Genomic DNA, 24,804 nt, shown 5'->3' on the forward strand with positions numbered 1-24,804 from the left:
TGCAAAATTAGTGTTTTTTTTATAAACACCAAATTATATTCTTGGTTTTGCCCATGCCATGGTCTATACCATGTTAATTAATTATCCCATTGTTTCGGAATAGAAGTCAAGGCTTTCGAAAATTTCTTGTTTTGAAACTATCTGGTTTATTTTTATTTCGCCAACATCGCTCAAAAGTGTGAAGTTTACGGAATTGGCAGATTCGTTCTTCTTGTCGTGAGTCATGAGTTCATATAAAGTTTCGTAGTCTTTACATGTGAATCCCAGTTTTCCGTAGTGTTCTTTTACAAATGTAACCGTTTGTCGAAGCCTGTCACTAGGAAAACCTGCTCTGATGTGCGATAAATATAATTCGCATACCAACCCCCATGCTACTGCATATCCGTGCAGTGAATGATTTTTTCCACGCAAAGAATAACTTTCAAAAGCATGTCCCACCGTGTGTCCTAGGTTCAATGACTTACGAATTCCTTTTTCAAACGGGTCTTGTTCAACCACGTTCTCTTTTATTCCTACTGATTTTCCTATTAGTGTCTGTAATGATTTATAATCTATATCTTTTGAAAAATCGAATTGTATGAGTTCTTTCCAATTGTCATAATTGCTTATAAGACCATGCTTCAACATTTCTGCATATCCTGACATTATGTTCTCATAGTCAAGTGTTTTCAGAAACTCACTGTCAATGATTACTTCAGATGCAGGCGCGAAAGCTCCGATTTCGTTCTTCAGACCGTTGAAATTTATTCCGGTTTTTCCACCGACTGCTGCATCTACCATTGATAGAAGCGTGGTAGGTATATTTATGAATTGTATGCCTCTTTTGAATGTTGCGGCAGCAAAACCACCCAGGTCTGTAACCATTCCTCCTCCGAGGTTTATTAATAGGGAATGTCTTGTGGCTCCTCTTTGGCTTAATTCAGACCATACATAAGCTAAGGTGTCCAGATTCTTGTTTGTGTCTTCAACTCCTATGGTGATTTCCGAGGCATTATGTATGAAATCTATGTTCTTGGTCAAAGGCAGGCAGTGACGTGAAGTATGGTTATCTGTTAATATGAACAGTTTATCGAATTTATGAGAAGATATTACTGTTTTCAGATCTTCTTCCAGTTCTTTGCAAATAATAATTTTTTGTTTGCTCATGATTTTACATATTTGACGGCAAAAATAGAAAAAAAGTTAGAAAATCACTTTATAACGTTTACAAATAATTATTTTTGTACCACTAATTAAAAACTAAATGATAAGAGTTATGAAAGGACTTTTTCCAACTTGTTTTCGTGTGTCGGGATACACACTTCTTATATTGTCTGTATTTGTTCCAATGCTTATGTATATGTTTGGAATGATAACATCAGATGCAGGTTTTATATATTCTAAACTTGCAGCAAAAGCAGTCATATGGATTTCATTGTTTTTCATATTTTTTGCGAAGACTGTCGATGAGGATGAGATGACATCGTCTTTGCGTGCAAAAGCTGCAAAATTTGCTTTGTTTCTGTGGGGAATATACTATCTGATAGCGTTAGGAATGGCTGCTGCAGATTTGAATTATCAAAGTGCCGATAATTCTGTAGGTATATATTATATGGTAATGAATGTTATATGCTTTGAGTTTTTGGTGCAAAAACGTAAAATAGAGAAAAAATTTGGTAGGAAAAATTAAAATGACGTTTACTGGATTAAACCTTTTCTTAGTTTCTCTATCAAAAGCGTATTGAATATAATTTGTTAAAATATGGAATGATAGTTTTGGGACTATGAAAAGTTGGGTTTTGTGTTTTTTGTTGGGGGCTTTCACCCCTTCGTTAATCTTCTCACAAGGAAGGACTCCTCGGGGTACTGTTTCCGGAACAGTAGTAGATGCTGATGATAAGATGCCGGTAATGCAGGCTACGGTGCAAGTGTTGTCACCAAAGGACAGTACTATGATAATCGGTAATATTACAGATTTGGACGGTAAATTTTCGCTAAATGCAAAGTTAGGAAAGTATTTGCTGAAAGTGTCCTTTGTGGGATATAAGCCGGTTTTTAAAGATTTCGAAATAACCAGACAAAAGCCGAAGGCTTCGGTTGGAAATATAGAACTTTCTTCTGATGCTATTATGCTTGAGGAAGCTGTGATAGTTGCACAGGCTCCCGAAGTAACTGCAGTGGCGGATACTTTGGTGTATAATTCTTCTGCATACAGAGTGCCGGAGGGATCAGCACTGGAGGAACTGGTTAAGAAACTTCCTGGAGCAGAGATAGATGATGACGGAAAAATAACCATTAACGGAAAAGAAATAAGCAAAATTATGATTGACGGTAAGGAGTTCTTTGCCGACGATCCTAATATTGCCCTGAAGAATTTGCCGGTAAACATTATTGATAAACTCCGTGCGTACGATAAGCAGTCGGATATGGCAAAGGCTACAGGTATTCAGGATGGAGAAGAAGAAACAGTACTTGACCTTACTGTAAAGCCGGGTATGAACAAAGGTTGGTTTGGTAATGCCGATGTTGCTGGTGGTACTCAGGATAGGTATAGTGCAAAAGTCCTTTTAAACCGTTTTTATGGTGGAAATCAGTTTACTGTCATCGGTTCGTCAAACAATGTAAATGACAACGGTTTTCCCGGCGGAGGGGGAGGTGGCGGTTGGAGACGTCAGAATGGTTTGAACACTATTCATATGGCAGGTTTCAACTTCGCTACAGAAACAGAGAAGTGGCATAATAACGGAAGTGTAAACTTTAATCTGAAAAATTCGGATATAAGAAGTAAAAGTGCTTCTGAAACATTTGTGTCCAGTTCTTCAAGCTCTTTTACAAATGCGATGAATATCCAAGATAATAAGAATCTTAATCTTACGGCTGATTTTAGGATTGAATGGAATCCTGACACTATGACTATGGTGCTTTTCCGTCCAAGATTTCAGTTGGGAGATACTGACAACGGAACTGACTCCAAGACATATACCTTTAATCAGGATCCGGTGTTCTCTACAGACGAACTTATCAATGCTGATGATTTGACAGAACTTGTTCCTGAAGAGAACATCATCAACACCATTATACGTAACAGTCTGTCGCGTTCAAATTCGCTTACTCATGGAGCCTCATTGATGTATAACAGGCGTCTTGGTAAAGCTGGAAGAAATATAACATTGAGAGGATACTATAATGTAACAAACAGTACATCAGAGCAATTCTCTACATCTGAAACCAATTATTTCCAGAAGACACCGGAAGAGCAATTGGAAATATTGAACCGTTATATATCTACACCTACAAAAAGTTACAGCTACAGTGCCCGTGTTTCATATAGCGAACCTATACTCAAGAATATGTTCTTGCAGTTCAGTTATAATTTCCAGTATAAGAGAAATACCTCGGATAATTCCACTTATGATATGCCCGAAGGATGGACAGTACCTCAAGGCATAGCAGGAGATATAAATGGTATTTATAATGATGATTTAAGTAAAAGTGCAGCATATGACTATTATAATCATCAGGTTGATGTGTCTTATAAATGGATAACCCAAAAGTCTCAGTTTAACTTGGGTGTCTCATTACAGCCACAGAACACAAAACTTGATTATAAGAAAGGTGATTTGGATACTGTAAGTGTGCGTAAGGTGTTTAACTTCACTCCTACATTGGACTTCAGATATAAGTTTTCGAAAACAAGTCAGCTCAGGGTTGACTATAGAGGACGTAGTTCACAGCCAAGCATGACAGATCTGTTACCTATTGAGGACAATACGGATCCGCTTAATGTAAAACAGGGAAATCCTAATCTGAAGCCTTCCTTTACAAATACATTGCGTGTTCATTATAATACGTTCAATGTTGATACTCAGAGAGGTTGTATGACATTCTTTACATACAACAATACACTTAACAGTATCAGTAACCGCCGAACTTATGATGAAAATACCGGAGGATATACTACCAGACCTGAAAATATTAACGGAAACTGGAATATATTCGGTATGGTAGGTGGTAACATTGCCTTGAAGAACAAGAAATATACAATTAACACGTTTACTAATACCAGATATAGTAATATGGTTAGTTATATCAGCAGTAAGGAGGTTACCACAAATTCAGATAAGAATATAACCAAGCAGTTAAGTCTTGGCGAGCGCTTGAGAGGTACATACAGATCAGACTGGTGGGAAGTTTCATTGAATGGATCTATCAATTATACTCATTCAAGAAACAGTTATCAGGAGTCCAGCAATATGGACACTTATCAGTTCTCTTACGGTGCAAGTACAAATATCAATCTTCCGTGGAATATGTCCATCTCTACTGATTTGTCACAGAATTCCAGACGTGGTTACACGGATGCTTCCATGAATCGTGACGAACTTTTATGGAATGCACAGATTTCACAGAATTTCCTCAAGGGAAATGCAGCAACAGTAAGTGTACAGTTCTACGATATATTACGCAATCAGAGCAATATAAGTCGTGTAATTTCGGCTGCCATGCGTTCTGATACAGAGTATAATGCCATCTACAGTTATTGTATGGTTCATTTTATATATCGTCTTAATTTATTTGGTGGAAAACAGGGTGGACGTCCTATGGGCGGCCCGGGATTCGGACCTCCGGGACATGGACCTGGATTTGGTCACAGGAGATAATGATAACGTTAGAAAATCGCATGAAGTCAGAAATGATTTCATGCGTTTTTTTATTATATAAAGGCTGAAAAGTAATATGTTTTTCATTAAAAACATGTATTTTTGTTTTTAACCTGAAATGGAATTATTATGAATGATGTTTTCTTTTCGCTGTTTTATTTTACTTATATCCTGGTTGTTTTCTCAACTGTGGTATTTGTTGTACTTGATAATAGAAACCCGGTTAAGACAATGGCTTGGATACTGGTTCTGTTTTTCCTTCCATTGGTAGGACTTGTACTATATTTCTTTTTGGGGAGAAGTAATAGAAAGGAAAGGCTGATAAGTAAAAAAGGATATTCCAGGCTTATAAAAAGGCCTATGGCTGAATATCAGGCACAGGAAACATTAAATATCAGTACAGGAAAATACAGGATAATATCATTCTTTAAAAATGTCAACAAAGCTTTGCCTTTTGATGGAAATGAGGTTGAGATATACACAGACGGTTTTTCCATGTTTCTTTCATTATTGAGGTCTGTTTATAATGCAAAGCATCATATTCATATTGAGTTCTACATAATAGAAAATGATCCCGTTGGCCGTATGCTGAGAGATGCTCTGATAGACAAGTCGAGACAAGGGGTAAAGGTTAGATTGCTTTATGACGATGTAGGATGTTGGAAGGTTGACAACGGATTTTATGAACAGATGTTGTGCGAAGGCATAGAGGTGCAAGGTTTTCTGAAAGTGAGATATCCTATTTTTACCTCAAAGGTCAATTATAGAAATCATAGGAAGATTGTTGTTATTGATGGTAAAGTGGGTTATGTCGGAGGTATGAATATTGCCTATAGATATTTGTATGGATTTGATTGGGGAAGATGGAGAGATACTCATGTAAGGATTAAAGGAAAAGCCGTATATGGATTGCAGACAAGTTTCCTGACAGACTGGTTTACTGTGGAAAGATCTCTGATTACCGCTCCTGAATATTTTCCTAAAATGTCGGAACAACCTGAAAATGAAAGGAAGTCCAATTCATTGGTTCAGATAGTAACTTCTGATCCGGTAGGTGAATGGAGGGATATTATGCAAGGTTATGTTATGGCAATAAATAATGCCAGAAGCTATATATATATACAGACTCCATATTTACTTCCTACCGAGCCTGTGCTTACAGCTTTACAGACAGCAGCTTTGGCTGGTGTAGATGTAAGAGTCATGATTCCTAAGAGAGGCGATTCGTGGCTTATACATAAAGGAACTATGTCATATATTGACGATATGCTCGAGGCCGGGGTGAAGGTTTATCTGTATAAGGCAGGATTTTTACATTCCAAACTCATGGTCAGTGACGATGAGATATCTACTGTGGGCTCAACAAATATGGATTTCAGGAGTTTTGAACATAATTTTGAAGCCAATGCCTTCTTCTATGACAAAGAAACGGCATTGGCTCTGAAAAGTATATTTTATAATGATATAAAATCAAGTATGTTGCTGACACAAAAGATATGGAATTCCCGTTCAGGAAAGAATAAGATTTCCGAATCTGTCATGAGACTGTTGTCTCCTCTTCTGTAATGTCATTATTTTCGTCGTTTGCTTCCGCATCAGACGGATATCCGAAAAATGAGAAGTTGACACTTCCATAGTATCTGTGTTCTATGAAGTATGGATGTGATTCAAAGCTCAAGTCTTTTCCATGTTCAAGAACAAACAGCCCTCCTTCTTTCAGTAATCCGTATTTGAAAATCAAATCAGGTATTTCCGACAGCCTTTCAAGTGCATAAGGTGGGTCGGCAAAAATAAAATCAAACTTCTCCTGACATCTTTCTATATACTTGAAAACGTCTGCCTTTAACATGAAACATTTGTCTGTCTTCACTTCTTTCATTATCTTGCTGATGAATGACAGATGTTGGGCGTCCTTTTCTACAGAAATAACTCTGTCGCATCCTCTCGACAGGAGTTCTATGCTTATGCTTCCTGTTCCGGCAAACAAATCAAGCGCTGAAACGCCATCTTCAAAATCAATATAGTTGTTCAGTACATTGAATAGATTTTCTTTTGCAAAATCTGTTGTAGGGCGTGCCTTGAATGTATGAGGAACATCAAATCTTCTTCTTTTATATATACCGCTTATTACTCGCATAATATTAGTGATTGAACGTCGAACGGGATATTCTCTATTTCACTTATTGATGAATTATTGAATTCCGCTTGTGGGTTAATACTGTAAATGTGGCTTATATACTTTTTAAGCTCCGGGATAATGATTTTTTTTATATCGGATAGTCCTGTTAAATACAACTCGTCTCTTTCCTGATCAAATCCGGCCTGTTGCCATATGTTGAGTATAAAGTAATTGATGTCATTTGTTGATGTGCTTGAATACGTATTTACAAGCATAAGTCTGCCTTTATCCAGTGCTACTACATCAATACTGTTGTGGTGAATATTGGTGTATAGTTTCTTGCTGTTACCAAGTTGGCTTTTTATAGTCAGATATTCAATCTGTGGACTTATTGAAGAAAAGAATCTTGCATCAGGAAAATGTTCGGACAAGAACACGTGCGTAAGTTTGTCCAGTGAAAATATAACAACAGAGCTGCTGTTACTTAATATATTGCACAATATGATTTCATTCTTCTTTTCCCTTACGTTATGATAGAAAATATTTTCCATGGAGTCATCCTCAAAAAATTCCAAAGGTACTATCGTATAGCGTGGTGAGTGTATCAGAATGTTGGTTTGTTTGAATATGTATTTCAGCTCTTCTGTGGCTGCAAGGAAAGCTTTTACGTTTGCGGCCATCGAACGCTGTGTGTTTACAGGAAATGCGCGATAATAGAAGTCATTCCCGTTTATAGGGTTATAGATAGAAAAAGAAAATCCATCCGTACTGAGACGGATGGATAATGTATATTGTTCTGATTTGTTAAAATCTAAAGTTTCTGTCATGTATAAATGATTATTCCCAGTTTCCGGCATTGTTGTTTGGCTGTTCGATATCACCTACTCTCAAACCGCAATATTTGCCAAGTTTAGACTGCATATCTTTAAGGTTTGCAAGTTCCTGTCTGTTGATACCGTCCAAATATACATCGTATGCAACCTGTGCCTGGAACAAGTTAAGAGGAGCACCAGATTTCATAGTGTCTTTACGTACTGCCATTTCGAATTTAGCACCGTTACCGTAAGGAACATAGCAAAGTGAATCAGGGTTAAATCCTTTTGAGAAGATAGTGTCAAGTACAGCTACCCACATAGTATCACGACGGAAGTTCTGAAGTCCTTCTTTTTCTACTTCTTTATAGTTACCAGTTTTCTTAGCCTTGTTGATGATAGCCATAGCTTTCTTTTCAGTCATACCGGCTTCAAGCTGAGCGTCAGTCAGAGATCCAACTTTAAGGATGAATGGAAGTTTTGCTGTTTTTACGAAGTCTATCAAAGAGTCGAAGTCAGCTGTGTAAGCACCCTGGTGCATACCGCGGTATTCCTGCTGTGCTTTACGGATGTCGATAAGACGAGCAATGATAGCTTTTTCTCTAATTCCTCTTTCTTTGTCAAAATTTATTGGACCCATTACACTGCCATAGCAGATGTAAACCAAACCTACAACGCAGGCTGCTAAAACAAGATTAATAACTGTTTTCATGATAATATTATTTTTTTAGTTTATATTCGTAGCGCAAAAATAAGATAAATAACTTGAACAACGTAAATATTACTCAATCTTTTTATTTACTTTTATGTTAAATAACTATTTAACGCAACAAATTAAGCGAAATTTTTGTTACCAACCAACAGAAGAGCAAGAAAAAGCTATAGAATGTATAGCAGATTTCTTGTTTAAGCCTGAAAATGATACTTTGTTATTACTGAAAGGATATGCAGGAACCGGTAAGACAACTCTGATTGGGGCTGTCGTCAGGACTTTGTCCGAGATGCGGGCCGGCTATGTACTTATGGCTTCTACCGGAAGGGCCGCCAAGGTCTTTTCCCGTTATTCGGGATTTTCAGCTTATACAATACACAAGAAAATATATCGTCAGAAATCCTTTTCCAATGATCTTGATAATTTTTCTTTGAATGACAATCTTCACAAGAATACACTGTTCATAGTGGATGAGGCTTCCATGATTTCTAATGACGGGCTGACGGGAGCATCTTTTGGAAGCGGAAGGCTTCTAGATGACCTGATAGAGTATGTATATGCCGGACAGGGATGCCGCCTTCTTATAATAGGTGATGATGCCCAGTTGCCGCCGGTTGGTGAAGATGAAAGTCCGGCTTTATCTGCCGAAGTGTTGAGCGGATACGGACTTGACGTTACGGAATGTATCCTGACGGAAGTAATCCGATATTCTGGCAGAAACGGTATTCTGTCAAACGCAACCATGCTTCGCGAAAGAATGGCAGCCGATGATATTTACGATCTTCCGGTGCTTACGCTTAAGGGATACGAAGATATTTCTTCCATACCAGGCAGTGAACTGATTGAGGCTATAAACTCATCCTATAATGAAGTAGGTATGGATGAAACTATGGTAATATGCCGTTCAAACAAGAGGGCTTATCTTTATAATAAGGGAATAAGGAATACCATTCTTTATAGAGAAGAAGAACTAAGTACAGGCGATATACTTATGATTGCCAAGAATAATTATCACTGGACTGCGGACTGTAAGGAGATGGACTTCATTGCAAATGGAGATATAGCCGTTGTGCGCCGCGTACGCAGGACTCAGGAAATGTACGGGTTCAGGTTTGCCGATGTAGTACTCTCTTTCCCAGATCATAATGATATAGAGTTCGAGCTGAAGATATTACTTGACACACTTCATTCGGACTATCCGTCGCTGTCGAAAGAAGATAGTGACCGTCTGTTCAATGCCGTAATGGAAGATTATTCGGACATAACCAATAAGAAGGAACGTATGAAGAAACTCAAGGAAGACAGTTTCTATAATGCTCTTCAGGTGAAATATGCTTATGCCGTGACATGTCATAAGGCGCAGGGTGGACAGTGGAAAAGAATCTTTATCGACCAGGGATATATCACCGAAGATACTTTTACCCCCGATTATTACCGTTGGCTATATACAGCCTTGACCAGAGCAAGTGAGAAGCTTTATCTTGTCAACTGGCCCGAAAGTCAGACTGAATAAGACGGTAGGTGAGTGCTGCCTGCACGCTTCCTCTTACGAACAGATATAATATGAATGCCATCCATAGTGAATGATTTCCAAGCGTACTGTCCGATATATAATAAGTAGAGAAAAATGCAACGGAAGCCACGAATATAGAGCGCAGCATTATGCCTGTTGCCGTGGCTCCTATACATATACCGTCGAGGATGAAAGCCATAAATCCGGCAAAAGGTATTGCCAGTACCCAATAGTAATATTCGGATGAGTTTTTTATTACATCCGTGTCGTCAGTGAGTAGCTGCAGGAAATCTTTTCCACCTATACTATATAATAATGTAAAGAATACTGCAACACCTGTTCCCCAGTAAATTAGGTGTTTTATAGTCTGTCGTAGAAGTGCGTTGTTGCGGCTGCCTACATGCTTGCCTACCAAAGCTTCTCCTGCATATGCAAATCCGTCCATTATGTACGAGAAAATTGTAAACAGCTGCATCTGCAGAGTGTTTACTGCCAGAGTAGTATCTCCGTATGCCGCTCCGGACGATGTGAAAAATACTGTAACAGCCACTATGCATAATGTTCGGAAAAATATATCTCTGTTTACTTTAAAGAAAACCGACATGCTCTTCCTGTTGAATACATTGGCTGGAGATATGTTCCATGTATATTTTTGAGTGTATTTTAATCCCAAGAGTATAGCCATCAACAATCCGGCATATTGGGCAATCAGTGTTCCGTATGCCACACCCTCAATTTTCATTCCCATTTCTTTTACAAAGAAAAGACTTGCTGCAATGTTTATGATGTTCTGTGTTATGGCTATGAACATTGGGTACTTGGAGTTCTGCATTCCAAGAAACCATCCTGTGAAACTGTATAGTCCCAATACAGCCGGAGCTCCCCAGATACATATATGGAAATATTCCGATGCGTATGTCTTTACCTCAGTGCTGGTGTCGATAAAAAGAAATGCTATGCTGACAATGAGTGTTTGTAGCATAATAAGTATGGCTGCCAGCAGAACGCTTATCCCCAGCGAACGCAGCAGTATATTACGGCATTCATTATCATTCCTGCTTCCATATGCCTGTGAAGTCATACCTCCGGTTCCCATTCTCAGAAATCCGAAAATCCAGTAAATCATATTGAACAGCATACCTCCCACGGCTATGGCACCTATGTATGCCACATCACCCAAATGCCCGGTTATGGTTACATCTACCAGTCCCAGCAGCGGTACTGTAATGTTCGAGATAATTGATGGTATGGCTATCTGCAGAATTTCCTTGTTTGTCTGGTTCATGTTCCTGTGTTTGGTATATTATATAATATATGACACTTCCTTAAACAGATATTTCCTAACGTTTCCTTCTCTGTCTTTAAGTACGAAGCGTCCGTCTTTCTCTATATCCTCTATGGTAGCGTCAAATGTTCCGTTGTCATCTTTATATTTATGGAAACCGTCTTTTCTGTATATGGCATCAAAATATTTTTTTCGGATAATATCACTTTCTCCATTCTCGTACATATGATAGTAACCGCTTGCCGAATTCATTATTTTGTGAAGCACGGCCTCAATATCATATTCCTGTCCTGTAATCTGTGATAGAGAGACAGGATTAGGGGCGTCACTTCTGAAAATTTTCTGATTCAGATTTACACCTGTTCCCGAAATGGATCGTTCTATGTTCATACCGCTCAAGTCGTTTTCTATTAATGTCCCGCAAATCTTCTTGTCCATCCAATAAATGTCGTTGGGCCATTTTATGCTTATTCCGTCAGTGTATTCCGACAGAGTGTCGAACAACGCAAGAGCAGTAATCTGCAGCAGTATGAAATGTTCTTTGGCAGGCAGTTCCTTCGGGAAAACCACAAAGCTGAACAGCAGATTTTTTCCGTCTTCCGATTCCCACTTGTTTCCTCGCTGTCCCCTGCCGTCGGTCTGAAAAGATGAATATACAGATGTAAGGTCTTCTGTGTAACCTTTTGAACAAATATCAGCCAGGCTTACATTAGTAGAAATTGTCTGTGGTATATATATAGGTTTAGGATAATTCATTTTAAATCTTTAATTAATGTATTGTTTTACCATACAGGAGAAATAAAGGCGTCCTCAATATGTTTTATTTTGAAATTTCCGTCTTGTCCGGTTATGGATATAATGTCGAACCTTACATTAAGGTCAATCATATTCTTCTTTATATACACATCCGCAGCATTGATGATTCTCCTTATCTTTTTGTCGGACACTGTATATTCAGGCTCACCATAGGCGTCGGTACTCCTTGTCCTTATTTCAGCAATAATCAGGCAGTTGTCTTTTCTGGCTATTATGTCTAGTTCCAGTTTTCTCCATGTCCAGTTTCTTTCCAATATTTCATATCCTTTTTCCTGAAGGAAATGGCATGCTATGTCTTCTCCTGTTTTTCCTAAAATATTATGTTGAGCCATTTTGTCATTTTTTGCAAAAATACTTATTTATTTTTTCTTAATTAACCGGAAGTAGATTAATTTTGCACATTGAATGATAGCAAAAGGTAAAACAAGAAAGAGAGTCCCGTCATCTGTTCCACCACGCAAGCAGCGTATGGTATGTCTGATGAGTGAAGAAGAAATCCGCATAGTAGATTGTTATCTCAAGAAATATAAGATAACAAACAAGGCGAGATGGCTTCGTGAGACCGTATTGTCTCATATCCATCAGCAGTTGGACGATGATTATCCTACTCTTTTCAATGAACACGAAATGCGCAGATAGTATATGGCAGACGATAAATTCTATATGAAGCAGGCCCTTGCTGAGGCTGAACGCGCGGCAGAGAGGGGAGAGGTTCCGGTGGGAGCCGTAGTGGTTTGTCTTGACCGTATAATAGCCCGTGCGCATAACTTGACTGAAACACTGAATGATGTTACTGCTCATGCCGAGATGCAGGCGATCACGGCAGCAGAGAATGCTTTGGGAGCAAAGTATCTGAATGACTGTACGTTGTATGTCACTGTTGAACCGTGTGTGATGTGTGCCGGTGCTATAGCATGGTCGCAACTCGGAAAATTGGTTTATGGAGCTTCTGACGATAAGCGTGGTTTCATGAAATATGCTCCTGATGCTCTTCATCCCAAGACTGTTCTTCTTTCAGGCGTTATGGCTGATGAGTGTGGGCAGTTGATGAAGGATTTCTTTAAAAAACGTAGATAATTCGTTTCTTTATTTGATTTAGCGATTAGCGCAAATTCTTTTAATATAGTAAAAAAGTGACCGCTGTTGTACGGATTTTAACCTTTCTAATGGTCAGAAGAAAGCGTGCGCACATTTCATCTAAAACGTGCGCACGTTTGGATTTGAATGTGCGCCCGTTTAAAGTGGAACGTGCGCCCGCTTTTAAAACATATATTTTTCTATCTGATAACATGAAATAAATAGATGTTGTCAACTAAAGATTTTTAATAAATATGTTGAGCAATCCGTTATTTTACTCTTAGTTCTTTGATTGATAAAACATGTCTAAAGTTTTACCTTAATTTGTTTTTATGTAGAAAAATAATTATTTTTGCCATAATTATGCACAATGAAGATTAAAGCTTAAGTTTGAATTTATGATGTCCGTATACAAAAAATATATATTTTTACTCACTTACTTTTTTTTATTTCCAGTTTCTTCCTATTCTTATGGACTGAGATTTAAAGGATCAAACTATCCTATTGATAAAAGAACATCGTATCGTGTTTTTGATAAAAAGGTACCTGTTTATAATGATTATTTTGATGTACAGTTTGATATGGCATTATATCCTGCCGTTGAAATAGGTTATATTGTAGATATAAGAGGTGATTATAATGAGCAGGCATTTAATCTTTTTTTTGATATACGTGGAGAAGATGTGTTGTTTCGTTTGAATCAGGAAGGTAAAAGTGTTTTAATAGCTTTGCCGGTCAATAAAGAAGATATGACAAAGAATCACTGGTTTAAAGTTAAGATTGCATTTGATTTAAAGCATAATGAGGTTACATTAAAAATACATAACCGTGAAAAAACTTACTCGGGTGTTTATTTGTCCAATAGTTTCAAGCCCTCTATCGTTTTTGGCAGAAGTGAGCATATTATAGATATACCTTCTTTTGCCATAAACAGTTTATCTGTTAATGGAGATAAAAAATATATTTTCCCATTGAATGAGGCAGAAGGTGAATCTGTATATGATTCTGTAGGTAAGAGTTATGGAAAAGTTGAAAATCCGGAATGGCTTATAAACGAGGCTTTTCACTGGAAAAAAGAATATATATTCAGCTCATCGTCTGAGGCTGGTTCTTGCTATGATGAAAATAATAGTATTATATATTATTTTAATAGAGATTCTATTTTTTCCTATAATATAGAGAACGGTAGCTATGAAGTTAAGAAAACAAATGGAAGTTGTCCTATGAAATTGTTTCTTGCTAGAGGCTTTTTTGACTCGGTTAATGAAAAATTATATGTGTATGAGGTTTATCATGAACCATCATATGATAATAACCCTTCTATAGTTAGTCTGGATTTAAAAACTTTAGAGTGGAAGATAGAAGGAATGCATCATCTGGATATGCAGTTGCATCATCATGATTCCTATTATGATGTACAGAATGGTTCTTATACCATTTTTGGCGGATTCGGAAATATGTATTACAGTAACAGGTTCTATAATTTAAGAACAGGTGTTAGGGATAGCTCTTTAAATTTAAAATGGAATGAAATAACCGGTTTGTCGGGTGATAGAATATGTCCACGTTATTTTTCATCTGTAGGGTATTCTCCAGAGAATAATTCTATTTATATTTTTGGGGGGATGGGAAATGAAACTGGTGAGCAGATTGTTGGGAAACGCTATTTACATGATTTGTATAGGGTTAATTTAAAAGATAATCAAATAAATAAATTATGGGAACTTAATGGTGAACCTAATATTGTTCCCGCACATGGCATGACAATATTGGCGGATTCTGTCTTTTATGTTCTTCAATATCGTGAAAGTGTTTCACGTTCACATTTGCATTTATATAAATTTTCTATTAATGATGGTATTTATAATGTTTTAGGAGATTCTATTCCTATAATTTCTGATAAAATTACAACAAATGCTCATCTGTATTATAATGAACGAAGAAAACGCTTTTTTGCCACAGTTCAGGAATCTTTAGATGATATTTCATCAACGTTTACAATTTATTCATTACTTTATCCCCCAGTCTCCTATTCGACATATGAAAAGGTAAAAAGTAGAAATAATCTTCCTTATACTTTAATTGGAGGGGCTTTGGGTATTGTCTGTGTATTTGGTTTAGGCTATATAATAAGGAATAAAAGAAAACCCAAAAAATATTTGAATGAGGAAAGCTGTATCGACGAATTGAAATCCTCAAAGTCTGTTGTGAAAAAAGAAATAGAAGAAAAAGAGGCTCGTAGAACTAATGCTGTATATATTTTTGGAAACTTTACAGTGTACGACAATATGGGACGTGATATTTCTTATATGTTTTCTTTACAGATAAAACAATGTTTTTTTCTGATATTATATTATAGTTCTTTTGAAGGTATTTCTTCGAAAGAACTGAGCGACAGACTATGGCCTGACAAGCCTAAAGATAAGGTGAAAAACTCGAGAGGTGTAGCATTAAATCATTTGAGGTCTTTGCTTAATGAATTGGATGGTATCATGTTGGTATATGAAAAAGGTTTTTTTAAATTTGTATTGAGTGATACTTTTTATTGTGATTATTTACGCTGCATGGAACTTATTTCCAATAAATTAGAAAATCCCTTTAGAGAAGAATTTATTAAAATAATAAGTCGTGGTAAGTTTATGACCTTTTTGGACAATCCATTATTCGATCATTTTAAAGATGACGTAGAATGTAAGCTTGAGGTTGTAATATTGGAGCAGATGAGAAGTGCTTTTAATAATAATGATTATCACATGACAATAAATTTTGCTAAGTCTGAATTTAATATTGATCCTATAAATGAAGAGGCTTTGTCATGCTGTATTAAATCGTATTTTAATCTAAAACGCGAAAACATGGCGATAGTAGAATATCAGAGATTTATGGCAGAATATTTAAAAGGAACAGGAGAAGAATATCCACGTCCGTTTACCGATTTCTGGTGTTGATCTTTGTGTTTTTGCATAGTAACTAGTATAACTAATCTCATTTTTCTAAGTTTCCATATTAGAATTATTAAATTAAGGGTTAATATACTGTAGATTAGAACTTTTATGTATCTTCTAACCTGATTTTAACCCTAAATTTAACCCTAATTTCTAAACTTTGTGTCAGCTTAATGATTAAGTGGCGCGCTTGTTCGTTAATGTGATTATTCATTTGTTATTAATCAAATTTAAACTATGGAACTTACAAAAATGCGGAATTTTTTCAGTTTTATAGCTGTACTTTTATGTATGGTGTTTATGTTTGGTTCTTGTACGGATGATGTTTCCGACAATGAATCTATGATTTATGGTAAGGTGAAAGGTGTAGTAACGGATGTTTCTTCTATGCCGATAGAAGGGGTTACTGTGGTTGTTGATGAATCAGGGTTGAACGCAACTGAAGGTGGTCCAACAGCCGTTACAGATTCTAAGGGAGAGTTTATACTCGAAAATGTTTCAATAGGTACACATATAATTACATTTAAGAAAAATGATTATCAGACAGTAAGTATTACTGTAGTGCCTGGCAAGTTTAATAGTGAAAATGTTGCAAATATTTCAGCGGTTATGCAATATGCTGCAGCAGAAATTCGTGGAACAGTTACTGATGCTTCGAATGCAGATTCTCCATTGTCGGGTGTTAAAGTAAGTATAAGTCCTACAGTCTCTGTATTGACAGATGATAATGGTACATACGTAATAGATAATTTGCCTTTATCAGATTATACAGTTACTTTTGCTAAGGACGGTTTTACTTCAATTACAAAAAATGTAACTATAGCTGATTTTAATGACGGTATTGCTGTAGCTGATGCACGAATGGGAGCAACCGAAATCTTACGTGGGTTAACTGCTGAGGATTTGCAGAATGCTGAAAAATGGTATTACAATGAGTATAGAGGAGGTCGTAATTCAGAACAATATCCTCATTGGGACTGGGCTTGTGATTATATGTGCACATTAGATTTCCGCGGAGATTGGGAAGAACAGAACGAAGGTACAACACTCAGAATACGAAATGATGAAAGCGACAGGCAAAATCCTGCAGATCTGGAGATGTTTGATTCATTTGTTTTCGGTAGTAAGCTGATAACCTCTGACAATAATATCATGACACTTCAGGTTCGTACTCATAATGCAGATAATGATTCTCCAACAACATTTGGTGTTCAGGTAGTTGATTTGTCTGAATCTACTCCGATGGCACAATTGATAGGTGGCATAAAGACTCTTGCATCTGAGGACTATGTTTCGTTTGATTTTGATTTAAGTGCATATATAGGTAAGGAAGTAATCATTGCAATAGGTACTTTCCGTGCGCAGACAGGAGATTATTGGAAACAGTTGGTTTTGCGTAGAATAGCTTTTGCAAAAGAAAAGGTAGAAGGTTGGGGTTGGCTCCCTGGTACAAAAATAGCCGCGTTGGACGGTTGGGAAATGACCGTGGAAATGGTACGTTCTACAATGCCTCAAACAAAATCTTCATTTACAGGAATAAGCAGTGTTACTGGCGATCGTGATAATTATGTTGATGCTTATAGAGCATGGCGTGGAACAGGACATTTTGCTGCAGAATGGTCTTTTATGCCTGTACAAAAGGACCCGGAAGTATTCCCTAGTGAAGGTTATTTGATAAAGACAAAAGGATCTGATGCTCAAGTAAGTACTACAAAACCTCAGTCATATTTCTATGCCAAATTCTCTATTGCTGATGGTTCGAATAAACTGAAGTTTAGTACACGCAATTTTAGTGATAATCCTACATTCTTTAAAATTACAGCTATTACTGAAGATATAAATATCAAACATTTGTCACCTGTATCTCATATAGCCAATAGTGCTTCTTCTGATAATGATGGATGCTGGAAGTTTGTACATCAGGATGGTGGAGCCGGAAGCCCGGACAAGTATGCTACTTTCGAATATGATTTGTCTGAATTTAACGGACAAGATGTTCTGATAGCAATAGGTGTTTATAAAGGTGAGTCTAATGGTGATGAGAATAAGTTAGTTCTTCACAGTTTAATCTTAGAATAATCAAAGAAACTTGTTTCTGTATTCCTTAAATGGAATGCAGAAACAAAATCAAATCCACAATATGATGAAAACGTTTTTTATGTTAGTGACAAGTTCGATGTTGACACTTGTTACATGTGCATGTAATTCCGAAGAAGTGAATACTCCTGACAAAGATGGAGGAATTTTTATTGAAAATGTAGCTGAACAGAACACTGCCCGTGCTATTGAAATTATAGACAATGCAATAAAATGTTATTTCCCGGAATCTGGAACGAGTATGACTCGCTATTATAATCCTTATACAAAAACGAATTCTACAGAAATAGCTAGTGTATGGATGTATACCAGTTCTATAGAGGCAGTAAATGCGGCCATGAAAGCTATGAAAACTGGGAAAGATAACGGTTCAGCGTCTTTATATGACGAAAACTTCGAGCGTTACAAGGAGCTCTTGAAGACGTTATATGATAATCTTGAGTATTATGCCGGAACTTATACTTTAACTTCTTATACACAAACAAAGGAATGGACTGTGTATGGAGTGAACAGAGGTAGGGACAAGGGAGCAGCCGAAGTAGAAGGAGTTCTTAATGTCTATGATGACCAGATGTGGCTTATACGTGAGCTGATAGAGTCTTATCATCTGACTGGCGAGCAAAAGTATTTGGAAAAAGCCGAATACTTAACTTCATATGTCTTGGATGGATGGGATTGTACTTTAGATAATAGCGGAAAGCAAAATGGAGGTATTACATGGGGACCTGGGTATTTCACTAAGCATTCTTGCAGTAACGGTCCTTTGGTAAGCCCTTTGGTCTGGTTGCATGAGATATATAAAGGCAAAGCAGATGAAGTAACATATGGATATGTAGCTGAGAATAACAGCCGCAAAGTTAAGACGGAGAAAAAGGCTGATTATTACTTGAATTTCGCAAAAGCAGTATATGATTATCAGAAGGGACATCTTATGAATCCAGGAATAGGTGTTTATGATGATATGATGGGTGGAGGAGATGAAATAAAGTATATAATAGTTGACGGTGAAAGATATCGTGATAATACGCCTCTGCCAGACCGTGTAGGACCAGCTATTTCATATAATTCCGGTACAATGCTTTCTGGTGCGTCAGATTTATATAGAGTAACTGGTGATAAAGTTTATAGTGATGACATGATTTCATTGTCCGACAATAGTTTTTCTTATTTTGCAAAGCTTGACGCTGTTGTCAAAGGGTACTATTATTTTGAAATAAGTGGTTTCAACAATTGGTTTAACGGTGTCCTTATGAGAGGTTATGCTGATGTAAGAGCTAGTTATCCTAAAGCAGCGGATTATCTTAATGCATTTCAAGATAATCTGGATTATGCTTACGAGAATTTTAACTATGAACATATGCTTCCTACTAATTTGCTAGTAGGTTGGAATAAGTCAGAAACGACAAAGAATAATGTAGAAGGCATGTTCACTTTTGCATTTGCGGCTGAATATGCTGTATTAGCAAATATAGAATGGAACTTTAAAAACAAATAAATGAACTATGAAGAATTTAGGTAAATTACAATGCAACTTATCTTATTTGGCTTTAGCATTTCTGTTAGTGCTGATTCCTGTTGATATGTTTGCTCAGAAAACAATTTCAGTATCGGGAGTAGTCATTGATGAAAATAATGATCCGATTATCGGTGCAGCCGTACAAGTTAAAAACACGGACACTGGAGTTATAACAGACATTGATGGACGTTATATAATCAATGCAGCTGATGATGCTATACTTTGTTTTAGCTATGTAGGTCTTAAAAGTGTAGAAGAAAAAGTCAATGGACGTACCACTGTGAATGTTACCATGATGACTGATGCAAAGATGATTGATGAAGTCGTTGTTGTTGGATATGGTACACAACGTAGAGGATCATTGACTGGTGCTGTATCAGGAGTTAAAGGACAGGATTTAATTAAGACAAAGAGTGAGAACCCTCAAAACATGCTTACCGGACGTATCCCAGGATTGCGTGTATGGCAAAAAAGTTCAGAGCCAGGTACATATAGCAATAGCTTTGATGTTCGTGGTATGGGTAGTCCTTTGGTTGTTATCGATGGTATTCCACGTAGTGTTGAAGAGTTTCAACGTTTGAATGCAACAGATATCGAAGATATTTCCGTATTGAAGGATGCTTCGGCTGCAATATATGGTGTACGTGCTGCTAATGGTGTTGTTCTGGTAACAACTAAAAAAGGAAACTCTGGAAAAACTGAGGTTACTTATAATGGCTCTTATACAGTGCAGCAGCCATCTCGTATGCCAAAGCTTGCAGATCCTTATGAAACAATGACTCTCTATAACGAAATGGCCATGAATAATATCAATGGTGGTAATTGGGTCTATAATGAGGATGATTTTGAGGCTTTCCGCAATGGCTCACGTAGGACAACAGATTGGAATGATTTGATTATTGCTAAAACTGCTCCACAGACACAGCATGATATTAGCATCTCTGGAGGAAATGATAAAACCAAATACTATATCAGTATGGGTTATTTTTATCAAGAAGGTATTTTTAAATCTGGAGATTTGAACTATAATAAATTCAATGTACGTTCAAATATTTCAACTGAAGTAGCAAAGGGTGTTAAATTTGAACTTAATCTCAGTGGCGTTTCTGATGAGAGAAATACTCCTTTAACAAGTTCTCCGGATATTATTAGGAATTATTGGAGTCAAGGTGTACTTTTCCCTGCATATGCTGATCCGGAAAATACAATGTTGAACTATGAGGGTCTTGATATGCAAAGAAATACTGTTGCAATGATGACATCTGATATTTCTGGTTATAAGAAATACAAACAGAAATATTTCCAGTCATCAGCAACTTTATCTGTAGATTTTGGTAAATATACATCCGTTTTGGAGGGATTGACTGCTAAGGCTATGTTTAGCTATGATTATCGTTCAGACAATAATGAAGCTTTTCGTAAAGAATATTCTTTGTATGCTTATGATAAGACAACAGACTCGTACAGTCAGGTAATATATAGCGAAAGCTCTCCAAGTAGTATGCGTCGTGAATTTTATGACAAATCACAAGCATTGGGTCAATTTGTATTAAATTATAATCGTACATTTAAAGAGGTACATAATGTTGGTGCCATGATAGGATGGGAGTTGCAAAAACGCAACGGTGACAATTTCTATGCTTATAGGGATTTGGCATTTTCAATACCATATCTATTGGCAGGAGTAGATGAAGGTCAGATTGGTGGTATGAATACAGGAAGTAATGATCTTTATGAACAAGCTAGCGAGGCTTTGATCGGACGTGTAAACTACTCTTATGCTGATCGTTATCTGTTTGAAGCACAATTCAGATATGATGGTTCAAGTAAGTTCGCTAAAGGTCATCAATGGGGATTCTTCCCTTCTGTTTCAGCCGGATGGAGAATGTCTGAAGAACCTTTCTTTAAGAACACTGATTGGCTGAAGTTTGTAAATATGTTAAAACTTCGTGCAAGTTATGGAGTATTAGGAGATGACGGAGATTTGAACTATGATTGGGCTATGGGATATACTTATCCGGCTACTAGTGGTAATATGGCAAATGGAGACTATAATCAGTATTCTCCAGGATATATATTTGGAGGTAAATTTATATCAGCAGCAACTCCAATGGCTTTGCCAAACGAAAGTATTACTTGGTTTAAATCTAAGACTTTTGATATAGGTTTTGATTTTGAAGCATGGGACGGTAAACTTGGAGCTTCATTCGACTATTTTGATAGACGTCGTTCAGGTTTGTTCGCTCGTCGTACAGGAGCTTTACCTACTGTAGTTGGTGCTACTGCTCCACGTGAAAATCTGGATAGTGACCGACAGTTTGGTATGGAGTTGGAACTTTCTCATCGCAATAGAATTGGTGATGTAGCCTATAACTTAAAAGGTATTGCAACAATAACACGTAGGAAATATCTTACAGCATCAGAAAAAGGACCATGGGCTAATTCTTATGACCGTTGGAGAAATGATAACCTTACAAACCGCTATCAAGGTGTGCAGTTCGGTTATACATCTGCAGGACGATATACAGGTTGGGAAGATATTTGGAGTTATCAGATCTTTAAGGAAAGAGACATCTTGCCAGGTGATTACAAATATGAAGACTGGAATGGTGACGGTGAGATAAACAGTCAGGATGAACATCCATATGCTTTTGACCAAACACCATGGGTTCAGTTCAGTTTGAATGCAGGAATACAGTGGAAGAACATTGATTTCAGTATGTTGTTCCAGGGTTCTGCACTTGGATCAATGGAATATAAGGAACCATTACATGAAATATGGGGTAAGAATGGTGGAGGTGCCCTAGAGCAGTTCCTCGATCGTTGGCATCCAGTTGATCCAAAAATAGATCCATATGATCCTTCTGCTGAGTGGGTTTCTGGATATTATGCATATACAGGACGATGGACTAAGAATAATTCTTCTTTTAATCGTGTAAGTACTGCATATCTTCGCCTTAAGAGTATTGAATTAGGTTATACATTCCCTAAGTTAAAACAAATACCTAATGCAAGCTTAAGAGTTTATGCAAATGCATATAATCTGTTAACATTTACAGGAGTAAAATTTGTAGATCCTGAACATCCTGATGATGAACTTGGACGTATGTATCCTTTGAATAAGACATACACAGTTGGTCTGTCACTTTCATTTTAATAAGTAGTGTAAAAATAAAAACGATTGATATGAAACATAAATTGATATCCGCAGCATTGTGTTTGACACTTGCTACTTCGTGCTTGGATTTAGATATTGATCCTAAAAATATTATTACTTCTGAATCTTTGATATCCAATGAGTCCGGTATGGATATATACATGGCTCGTATGTATAGTAATATGCCATGGGAGGATTTCAAGTATTTAGGTCAATGGGGTATAAATTTTAATGGATGGTTAAATGCGGTAGGTATTGATGGTACCGGTGAAGCTTTGAACCGAGATGGTATTTGTAAATCCTTTACAGGTGAAGATAATCCATATTGGGGAAAGGCATTTGAATTGATACGCGATGCAAATTATTTGATTGAGAATCTTCCTAAGTACAAAGATTCTTTCGCTAGTGTTACTTACAATCATTATCTGGGAGAAGCTTATTATGTACGAGCTACTGTTTTTTATGCAATGGCTCGTAGGTTTGGTGGAGTACCATTGGTTACAAAAGTATTGCAGTATCCTGGAAATGATAATCTCGAAGTTCCTAGAGCTAGCGAAGAAGAAACATGGAACCAGATATTGTCTGATTATGATACAGCAATAGAACTAATGATGCCTACAAGTCCTAAAAGCGGATACAGTAACAGGTATGTTGCATTGGCATTTAAGTCAGAAGCAATGTTGTATGCAGGTTGCGTTGCTAAGTATAATGAAACTGTAAGTGGTAGACTTACAGGTCTGGGTGCGAAGACCGGTGTACGTGTTATTGGTTTTGCTGAGGACCGTTGGCAAGAAGCGTCGAAGAAATATTTTACAGAAGCTTACAAAGCCGCTTCAGAAGTTATAAAAGACGGTGGATATGAACTATATAAGAAGAAATGGCTTGCAAATGATCCTGAAGCACAATATCAGAATATGGTTGATATGTTCTCAGATCTTGATAATCCGGAAAATATCTATGTGAAAGAATATTCATATCCAACTAGTACACACGCTTTTGACTCATATAATTTGCCACGTACATTTAAGGCTCCATTAAACTGTGGAACTTGTCCGACTGCAGATTTTGTAGAGTTGTTTGATGGCTTTGAACATTATGCTGACGGTACACTGAAGGTTACTGATGGTAATTCTAATGCAGATGGCAATTATATTATGTATGATAAGCCAATGGATTATTTTAAGAATGCCGAACCACGTTTACGTGCTTATGTTATTTTCCCTGGTGATGTTTTTAAAGGTCAGACTATAGAAATTTATGCAGGAGTTTATACAGGTAATACTCCAATTAAACCTCTTTTCGATGACTATTCTTATGCAACAGGAACAACAAAATATCAACATTTGTCAGCTTATAAGGATACTCCAAAGACACTTTGGTTAAGTCCAAAGCCTGAAGGTAGCCAGGAAATAGTACAACTGGAGGACGGAACAACAATGACTGCTTCTGGATTTAATGGTCCATTTTATGATGAAGGTGGTTCTGCTCTAACAGGTTTATTATTGCGTAAATGGCTTAATCCTGATCCGTCATTTGAACCTCGTGAAGGTAATAGTGCGCAGCCATTTGTCCTGATGAGATATGCCGAAGTTCTGCTTAATGCGGCAGAAGCAGCTGTAGAACTATCTTTGGCTGGTGTTCCATCACCTGACGGTACAGATATGTTGGCTGTAGCTACTCAAGCTATAAAGGATATTCGTGAACGTGCCGGTGCGGAACCTCTTAATGGAAATTTAACTGCATCAAATGAGAGCCGTGATATCGTTCGTAAAGAGCGTAGAAAAGAATTGGCGTTTGAAAATAAGACCAAATGGGATTTGCGTCGTTGGCGTGTAAATCATGATGAAGGTAGAGATGGTTTTTGGGGTATTCAGCGTGATAAGAACCTTTTCAGTAATAACGTTAACTATCGTTTCCGTGGTATTTATCCGTTTTATTCAACTAAGGATAAAAAATGGTTCTTTGATGTTCGTTTCCAATATGTAAGTGAAAAAACATTTGGATATACTCCTTTGGATTATTATTTTGAAATACCTAGTGGTGAGGTTTCTAAGAGTCTTGTAATAGATCAGCAACCTAATAGATAAAAAATAAAATCATAAAAAAGTAAACGAT

18 protein-coding genes are annotated in these 24,804 nt (G+C 37.0%); 11 read left to right on the forward strand and 7 right to left on the reverse strand.

Annotated elements, in window-relative coordinates:
- Window positions 1-81 precede the first annotated feature (81 nt).
- Entirely contained in the window at window positions 82-1,146 is a 1,065-nt protein-coding gene (aroB, locus tag NW213_RS03495) for a 3-dehydroquinate synthase (RefSeq protein WP_154043225.1), read from the reverse strand.
- Between the two features lie 109 nt (window positions 1,147-1,255).
- Here aroB and NW213_RS03500 point away from each other — a divergent pair, with 109 nt between their 5' ends.
- From NW213_RS03500 to cls, 3 genes are all read left to right on the forward strand, one after another.
- On the forward strand, window positions 1,256-1,669 hold the full coding sequence (locus NW213_RS03500; RefSeq protein WP_258321855.1) for a hypothetical protein: 414 nt from the start codon (window positions 1,256-1,258) through the stop codon (window positions 1,667-1,669).
- A 94-nt stretch (window positions 1,670-1,763) separates the two neighbouring features.
- Entirely contained in the window at window positions 1,764-4,640 is a 2,877-nt protein-coding gene (locus NW213_RS03505; RefSeq protein ID WP_235340580.1) for a TonB-dependent receptor, read from the forward strand.
- A 129-nt stretch (window positions 4,641-4,769) separates the two neighbouring features.
- Window positions 4,770-6,206, forward strand: a complete 1,437-nt coding sequence (gene cls, locus NW213_RS03510) for a cardiolipin synthase (protein WP_258321856.1) — start codon at window positions 4,770-4,772, stop codon at window positions 6,204-6,206.
- On the opposite strand, the gene NW213_RS03515 is transcribed toward cls, so the two are convergent.
- From NW213_RS03515 to NW213_RS03525, 3 genes are read right to left on the reverse strand one after another with little or no spacing between them, the layout of a single operon-like run.
- On the reverse strand, window positions 6,178-6,777 hold the full coding sequence (locus NW213_RS03515) for an RsmD family RNA methyltransferase (RefSeq protein WP_204390555.1): 600 nt from the start codon (window positions 6,775-6,777) through the stop codon (window positions 6,178-6,180). The genes cls and NW213_RS03515 overlap by 29 nt on opposite strands.
- Complete coding sequence (locus tag NW213_RS03520; RefSeq protein ID WP_258321857.1) at window positions 6,768-7,586, reverse strand: DUF3822 family protein; 819 nt, start codon at window positions 7,584-7,586, stop codon at window positions 6,768-6,770. Before NW213_RS03520 ends, NW213_RS03515 begins: the two co-directional genes overlap by 10 nt.
- 10 nt (window positions 7,587-7,596) lie before the next feature.
- The gene (locus NW213_RS03525; protein WP_154043231.1) at window positions 7,597-8,283 is read right to left on the reverse strand and encodes a hypothetical protein; all 687 of its coding nucleotides are present in this window, start codon (window positions 8,281-8,283) and stop codon (window positions 7,597-7,599) included.
- A gap of 94 nt (window positions 8,284-8,377) precedes the next feature.
- Between NW213_RS03525 and NW213_RS03530 the strand changes: the two genes are divergently transcribed.
- On the forward strand, window positions 8,378-9,796 hold the full coding sequence (locus NW213_RS03530; protein ID WP_204390557.1) for an ATP-dependent RecD-like DNA helicase: 1,419 nt from the start codon (window positions 8,378-8,380) through the stop codon (window positions 9,794-9,796).
- On the opposite strand, the gene NW213_RS03535 is transcribed toward NW213_RS03530, so the two are convergent.
- Genes NW213_RS03535 through NW213_RS03545 form a run of 3 tightly spaced genes read right to left on the reverse strand, consistent with a single transcriptional unit; the run spans window position 9,768 to window position 12,229 of the window.
- A complete protein-coding gene (locus tag NW213_RS03535) occupies window positions 9,768-11,081 on the reverse strand; it encodes an MATE family efflux transporter (protein WP_258321858.1) in 1,314 nt (437 codons plus the stop codon). The genes NW213_RS03530 and NW213_RS03535 overlap by 29 nt on opposite strands.
- 18 nt (window positions 11,082-11,099) lie before the next feature.
- Window positions 11,100-11,837 carry a biotin--[acetyl-CoA-carboxylase] ligase gene (locus NW213_RS03540; RefSeq protein ID WP_258321859.1) on the reverse strand — a complete coding sequence of 246 codons (738 nt, stop codon included), beginning with the start codon at window positions 11,835-11,837 and terminating at the stop codon, window positions 11,100-11,102.
- Window positions 11,838-11,863: 26 nt separating this feature from the next.
- Entirely contained in the window at window positions 11,864-12,229 is a 366-nt protein-coding gene (locus tag NW213_RS03545; protein ID WP_204390560.1) for a YraN family protein, read from the reverse strand.
- Between the two features lie 73 nt (window positions 12,230-12,302).
- Between NW213_RS03545 and NW213_RS03550 the strand changes: the two genes are divergently transcribed.
- The 7 genes from NW213_RS03550 (at window position 12,303) to NW213_RS03580 (ending at window position 24,776) form a co-directional block, all read left to right on the forward strand.
- Window positions 12,303-12,536 (forward strand): hypothetical protein, encoded by a 234-nt coding sequence (locus NW213_RS03550; protein ID WP_154043236.1) that lies wholly within the window; start codon window positions 12,303-12,305, stop codon window positions 12,534-12,536.
- 3 nt (window positions 12,537-12,539) lie between these two features.
- Complete coding sequence (locus NW213_RS03555; RefSeq protein ID WP_258321860.1) at window positions 12,540-12,974, forward strand: nucleoside deaminase; 435 nt, start codon at window positions 12,540-12,542, stop codon at window positions 12,972-12,974.
- A 398-nt stretch (window positions 12,975-13,372) separates the two neighbouring features.
- Window positions 13,373-15,922 (forward strand): hypothetical protein, encoded by a 2,550-nt coding sequence (locus tag NW213_RS03560; protein WP_258321861.1) that lies wholly within the window; start codon window positions 13,373-13,375, stop codon window positions 15,920-15,922.
- A 234-nt stretch (window positions 15,923-16,156) separates the two neighbouring features.
- Window positions 16,157-17,998, forward strand: a complete 1,842-nt coding sequence (locus NW213_RS03565) for a carboxypeptidase-like regulatory domain-containing protein (protein WP_258321862.1) — start codon at window positions 16,157-16,159, stop codon at window positions 17,996-17,998.
- 79 nt (window positions 17,999-18,077) lie between these two features.
- Window positions 18,078-19,511 (forward strand): glycoside hydrolase family 76 protein, encoded by a 1,434-nt coding sequence (locus NW213_RS03570; protein ID WP_258321863.1) that lies wholly within the window; start codon window positions 18,078-18,080, stop codon window positions 19,509-19,511.
- A gap of 7 nt (window positions 19,512-19,518) precedes the next feature.
- On the forward strand, window positions 19,519-22,689 hold the full coding sequence (locus NW213_RS03575; protein WP_258321864.1) for a TonB-dependent receptor: 3,171 nt from the start codon (window positions 19,519-19,521) through the stop codon (window positions 22,687-22,689).
- 29 nt (window positions 22,690-22,718) lie between these two features.
- Window positions 22,719-24,776, forward strand: coding sequence for a RagB/SusD family nutrient uptake outer membrane protein (locus tag NW213_RS03580; RefSeq protein WP_258321865.1), 2,058 nt, complete (start codon window positions 22,719-22,721; stop codon window positions 24,774-24,776).
- Window positions 24,777-24,804 lie beyond the last annotated feature (28 nt).

The organism is Bacteroides sp. ET336 (assembly GCF_024733815.1).
Classification (GTDB): domain Bacteria; phylum Bacteroidota; class Bacteroidia; order Bacteroidales; family Bacteroidaceae; genus Phocaeicola; species Phocaeicola cellulolyticus.

Coding starts and splice junctions, on each gene's coding strand:
- aroB (WP_154043225.1), bottom strand. CDS start 1,146: ATGAGCAAACAAAAAATTATTATTTGCAAAGAACTGGAAGAAGATCTG.
- NW213_RS03500 (WP_258321855.1), top strand. CDS start 1,256: ATGAAAGGACTTTTTCCAACTTGTTTTCGTGTGTCGGGATACACACTT.
- NW213_RS03505 (WP_235340580.1), top strand. CDS start 1,764: ATGAAAAGTTGGGTTTTGTGTTTTTTGTTGGGGGCTTTCACCCCTTCG.
- cls (WP_258321856.1), top strand. CDS start 4,770: ATGAATGATGTTTTCTTTTCGCTGTTTTATTTTACTTATATCCTGGTT.
- NW213_RS03515 (WP_204390555.1), bottom strand. CDS start 6,777: ATGCGAGTAATAAGCGGTATATATAAAAGAAGAAGATTTGATGTTCCT.
- NW213_RS03520 (WP_258321857.1), bottom strand. CDS start 7,586: ATGACAGAAACTTTAGATTTTAACAAATCAGAACAATATACATTATCC.
- NW213_RS03525 (WP_154043231.1), bottom strand. CDS start 8,283: ATGAAAACAGTTATTAATCTTGTTTTAGCAGCCTGCGTTGTAGGTTTG.
- NW213_RS03530 (WP_204390557.1), top strand. CDS start 8,378: ATGTTAAATAACTATTTAACGCAACAAATTAAGCGAAATTTTTGTTAC.
- NW213_RS03535 (WP_258321858.1), bottom strand. CDS start 11,081: ATGAACCAGACAAACAAGGAAATTCTGCAGATAGCCATACCATCAATT.
- NW213_RS03540 (WP_258321859.1), bottom strand. CDS start 11,837: ATGAATTATCCTAAACCTATATATATACCACAGACAATTTCTACTAAT.
- NW213_RS03545 (WP_204390560.1), bottom strand. CDS start 12,229: ATGGCTCAACATAATATTTTAGGAAAAACAGGAGAAGACATAGCATGC.
- NW213_RS03550 (WP_154043236.1), top strand. CDS start 12,303: ATGATAGCAAAAGGTAAAACAAGAAAGAGAGTCCCGTCATCTGTTCCA.
- NW213_RS03555 (WP_258321860.1), top strand. CDS start 12,540: ATGGCAGACGATAAATTCTATATGAAGCAGGCCCTTGCTGAGGCTGAA.
- NW213_RS03560 (WP_258321861.1), top strand. CDS start 13,373: ATGATGTCCGTATACAAAAAATATATATTTTTACTCACTTACTTTTTT.
- NW213_RS03565 (WP_258321862.1), top strand. CDS start 16,157: ATGGAACTTACAAAAATGCGGAATTTTTTCAGTTTTATAGCTGTACTT.
- NW213_RS03570 (WP_258321863.1), top strand. CDS start 18,078: ATGTTAGTGACAAGTTCGATGTTGACACTTGTTACATGTGCATGTAAT.
- NW213_RS03575 (WP_258321864.1), top strand. CDS start 19,519: ATGAAGAATTTAGGTAAATTACAATGCAACTTATCTTATTTGGCTTTA.
- NW213_RS03580 (WP_258321865.1), top strand. CDS start 22,719: ATGAAACATAAATTGATATCCGCAGCATTGTGTTTGACACTTGCTACT.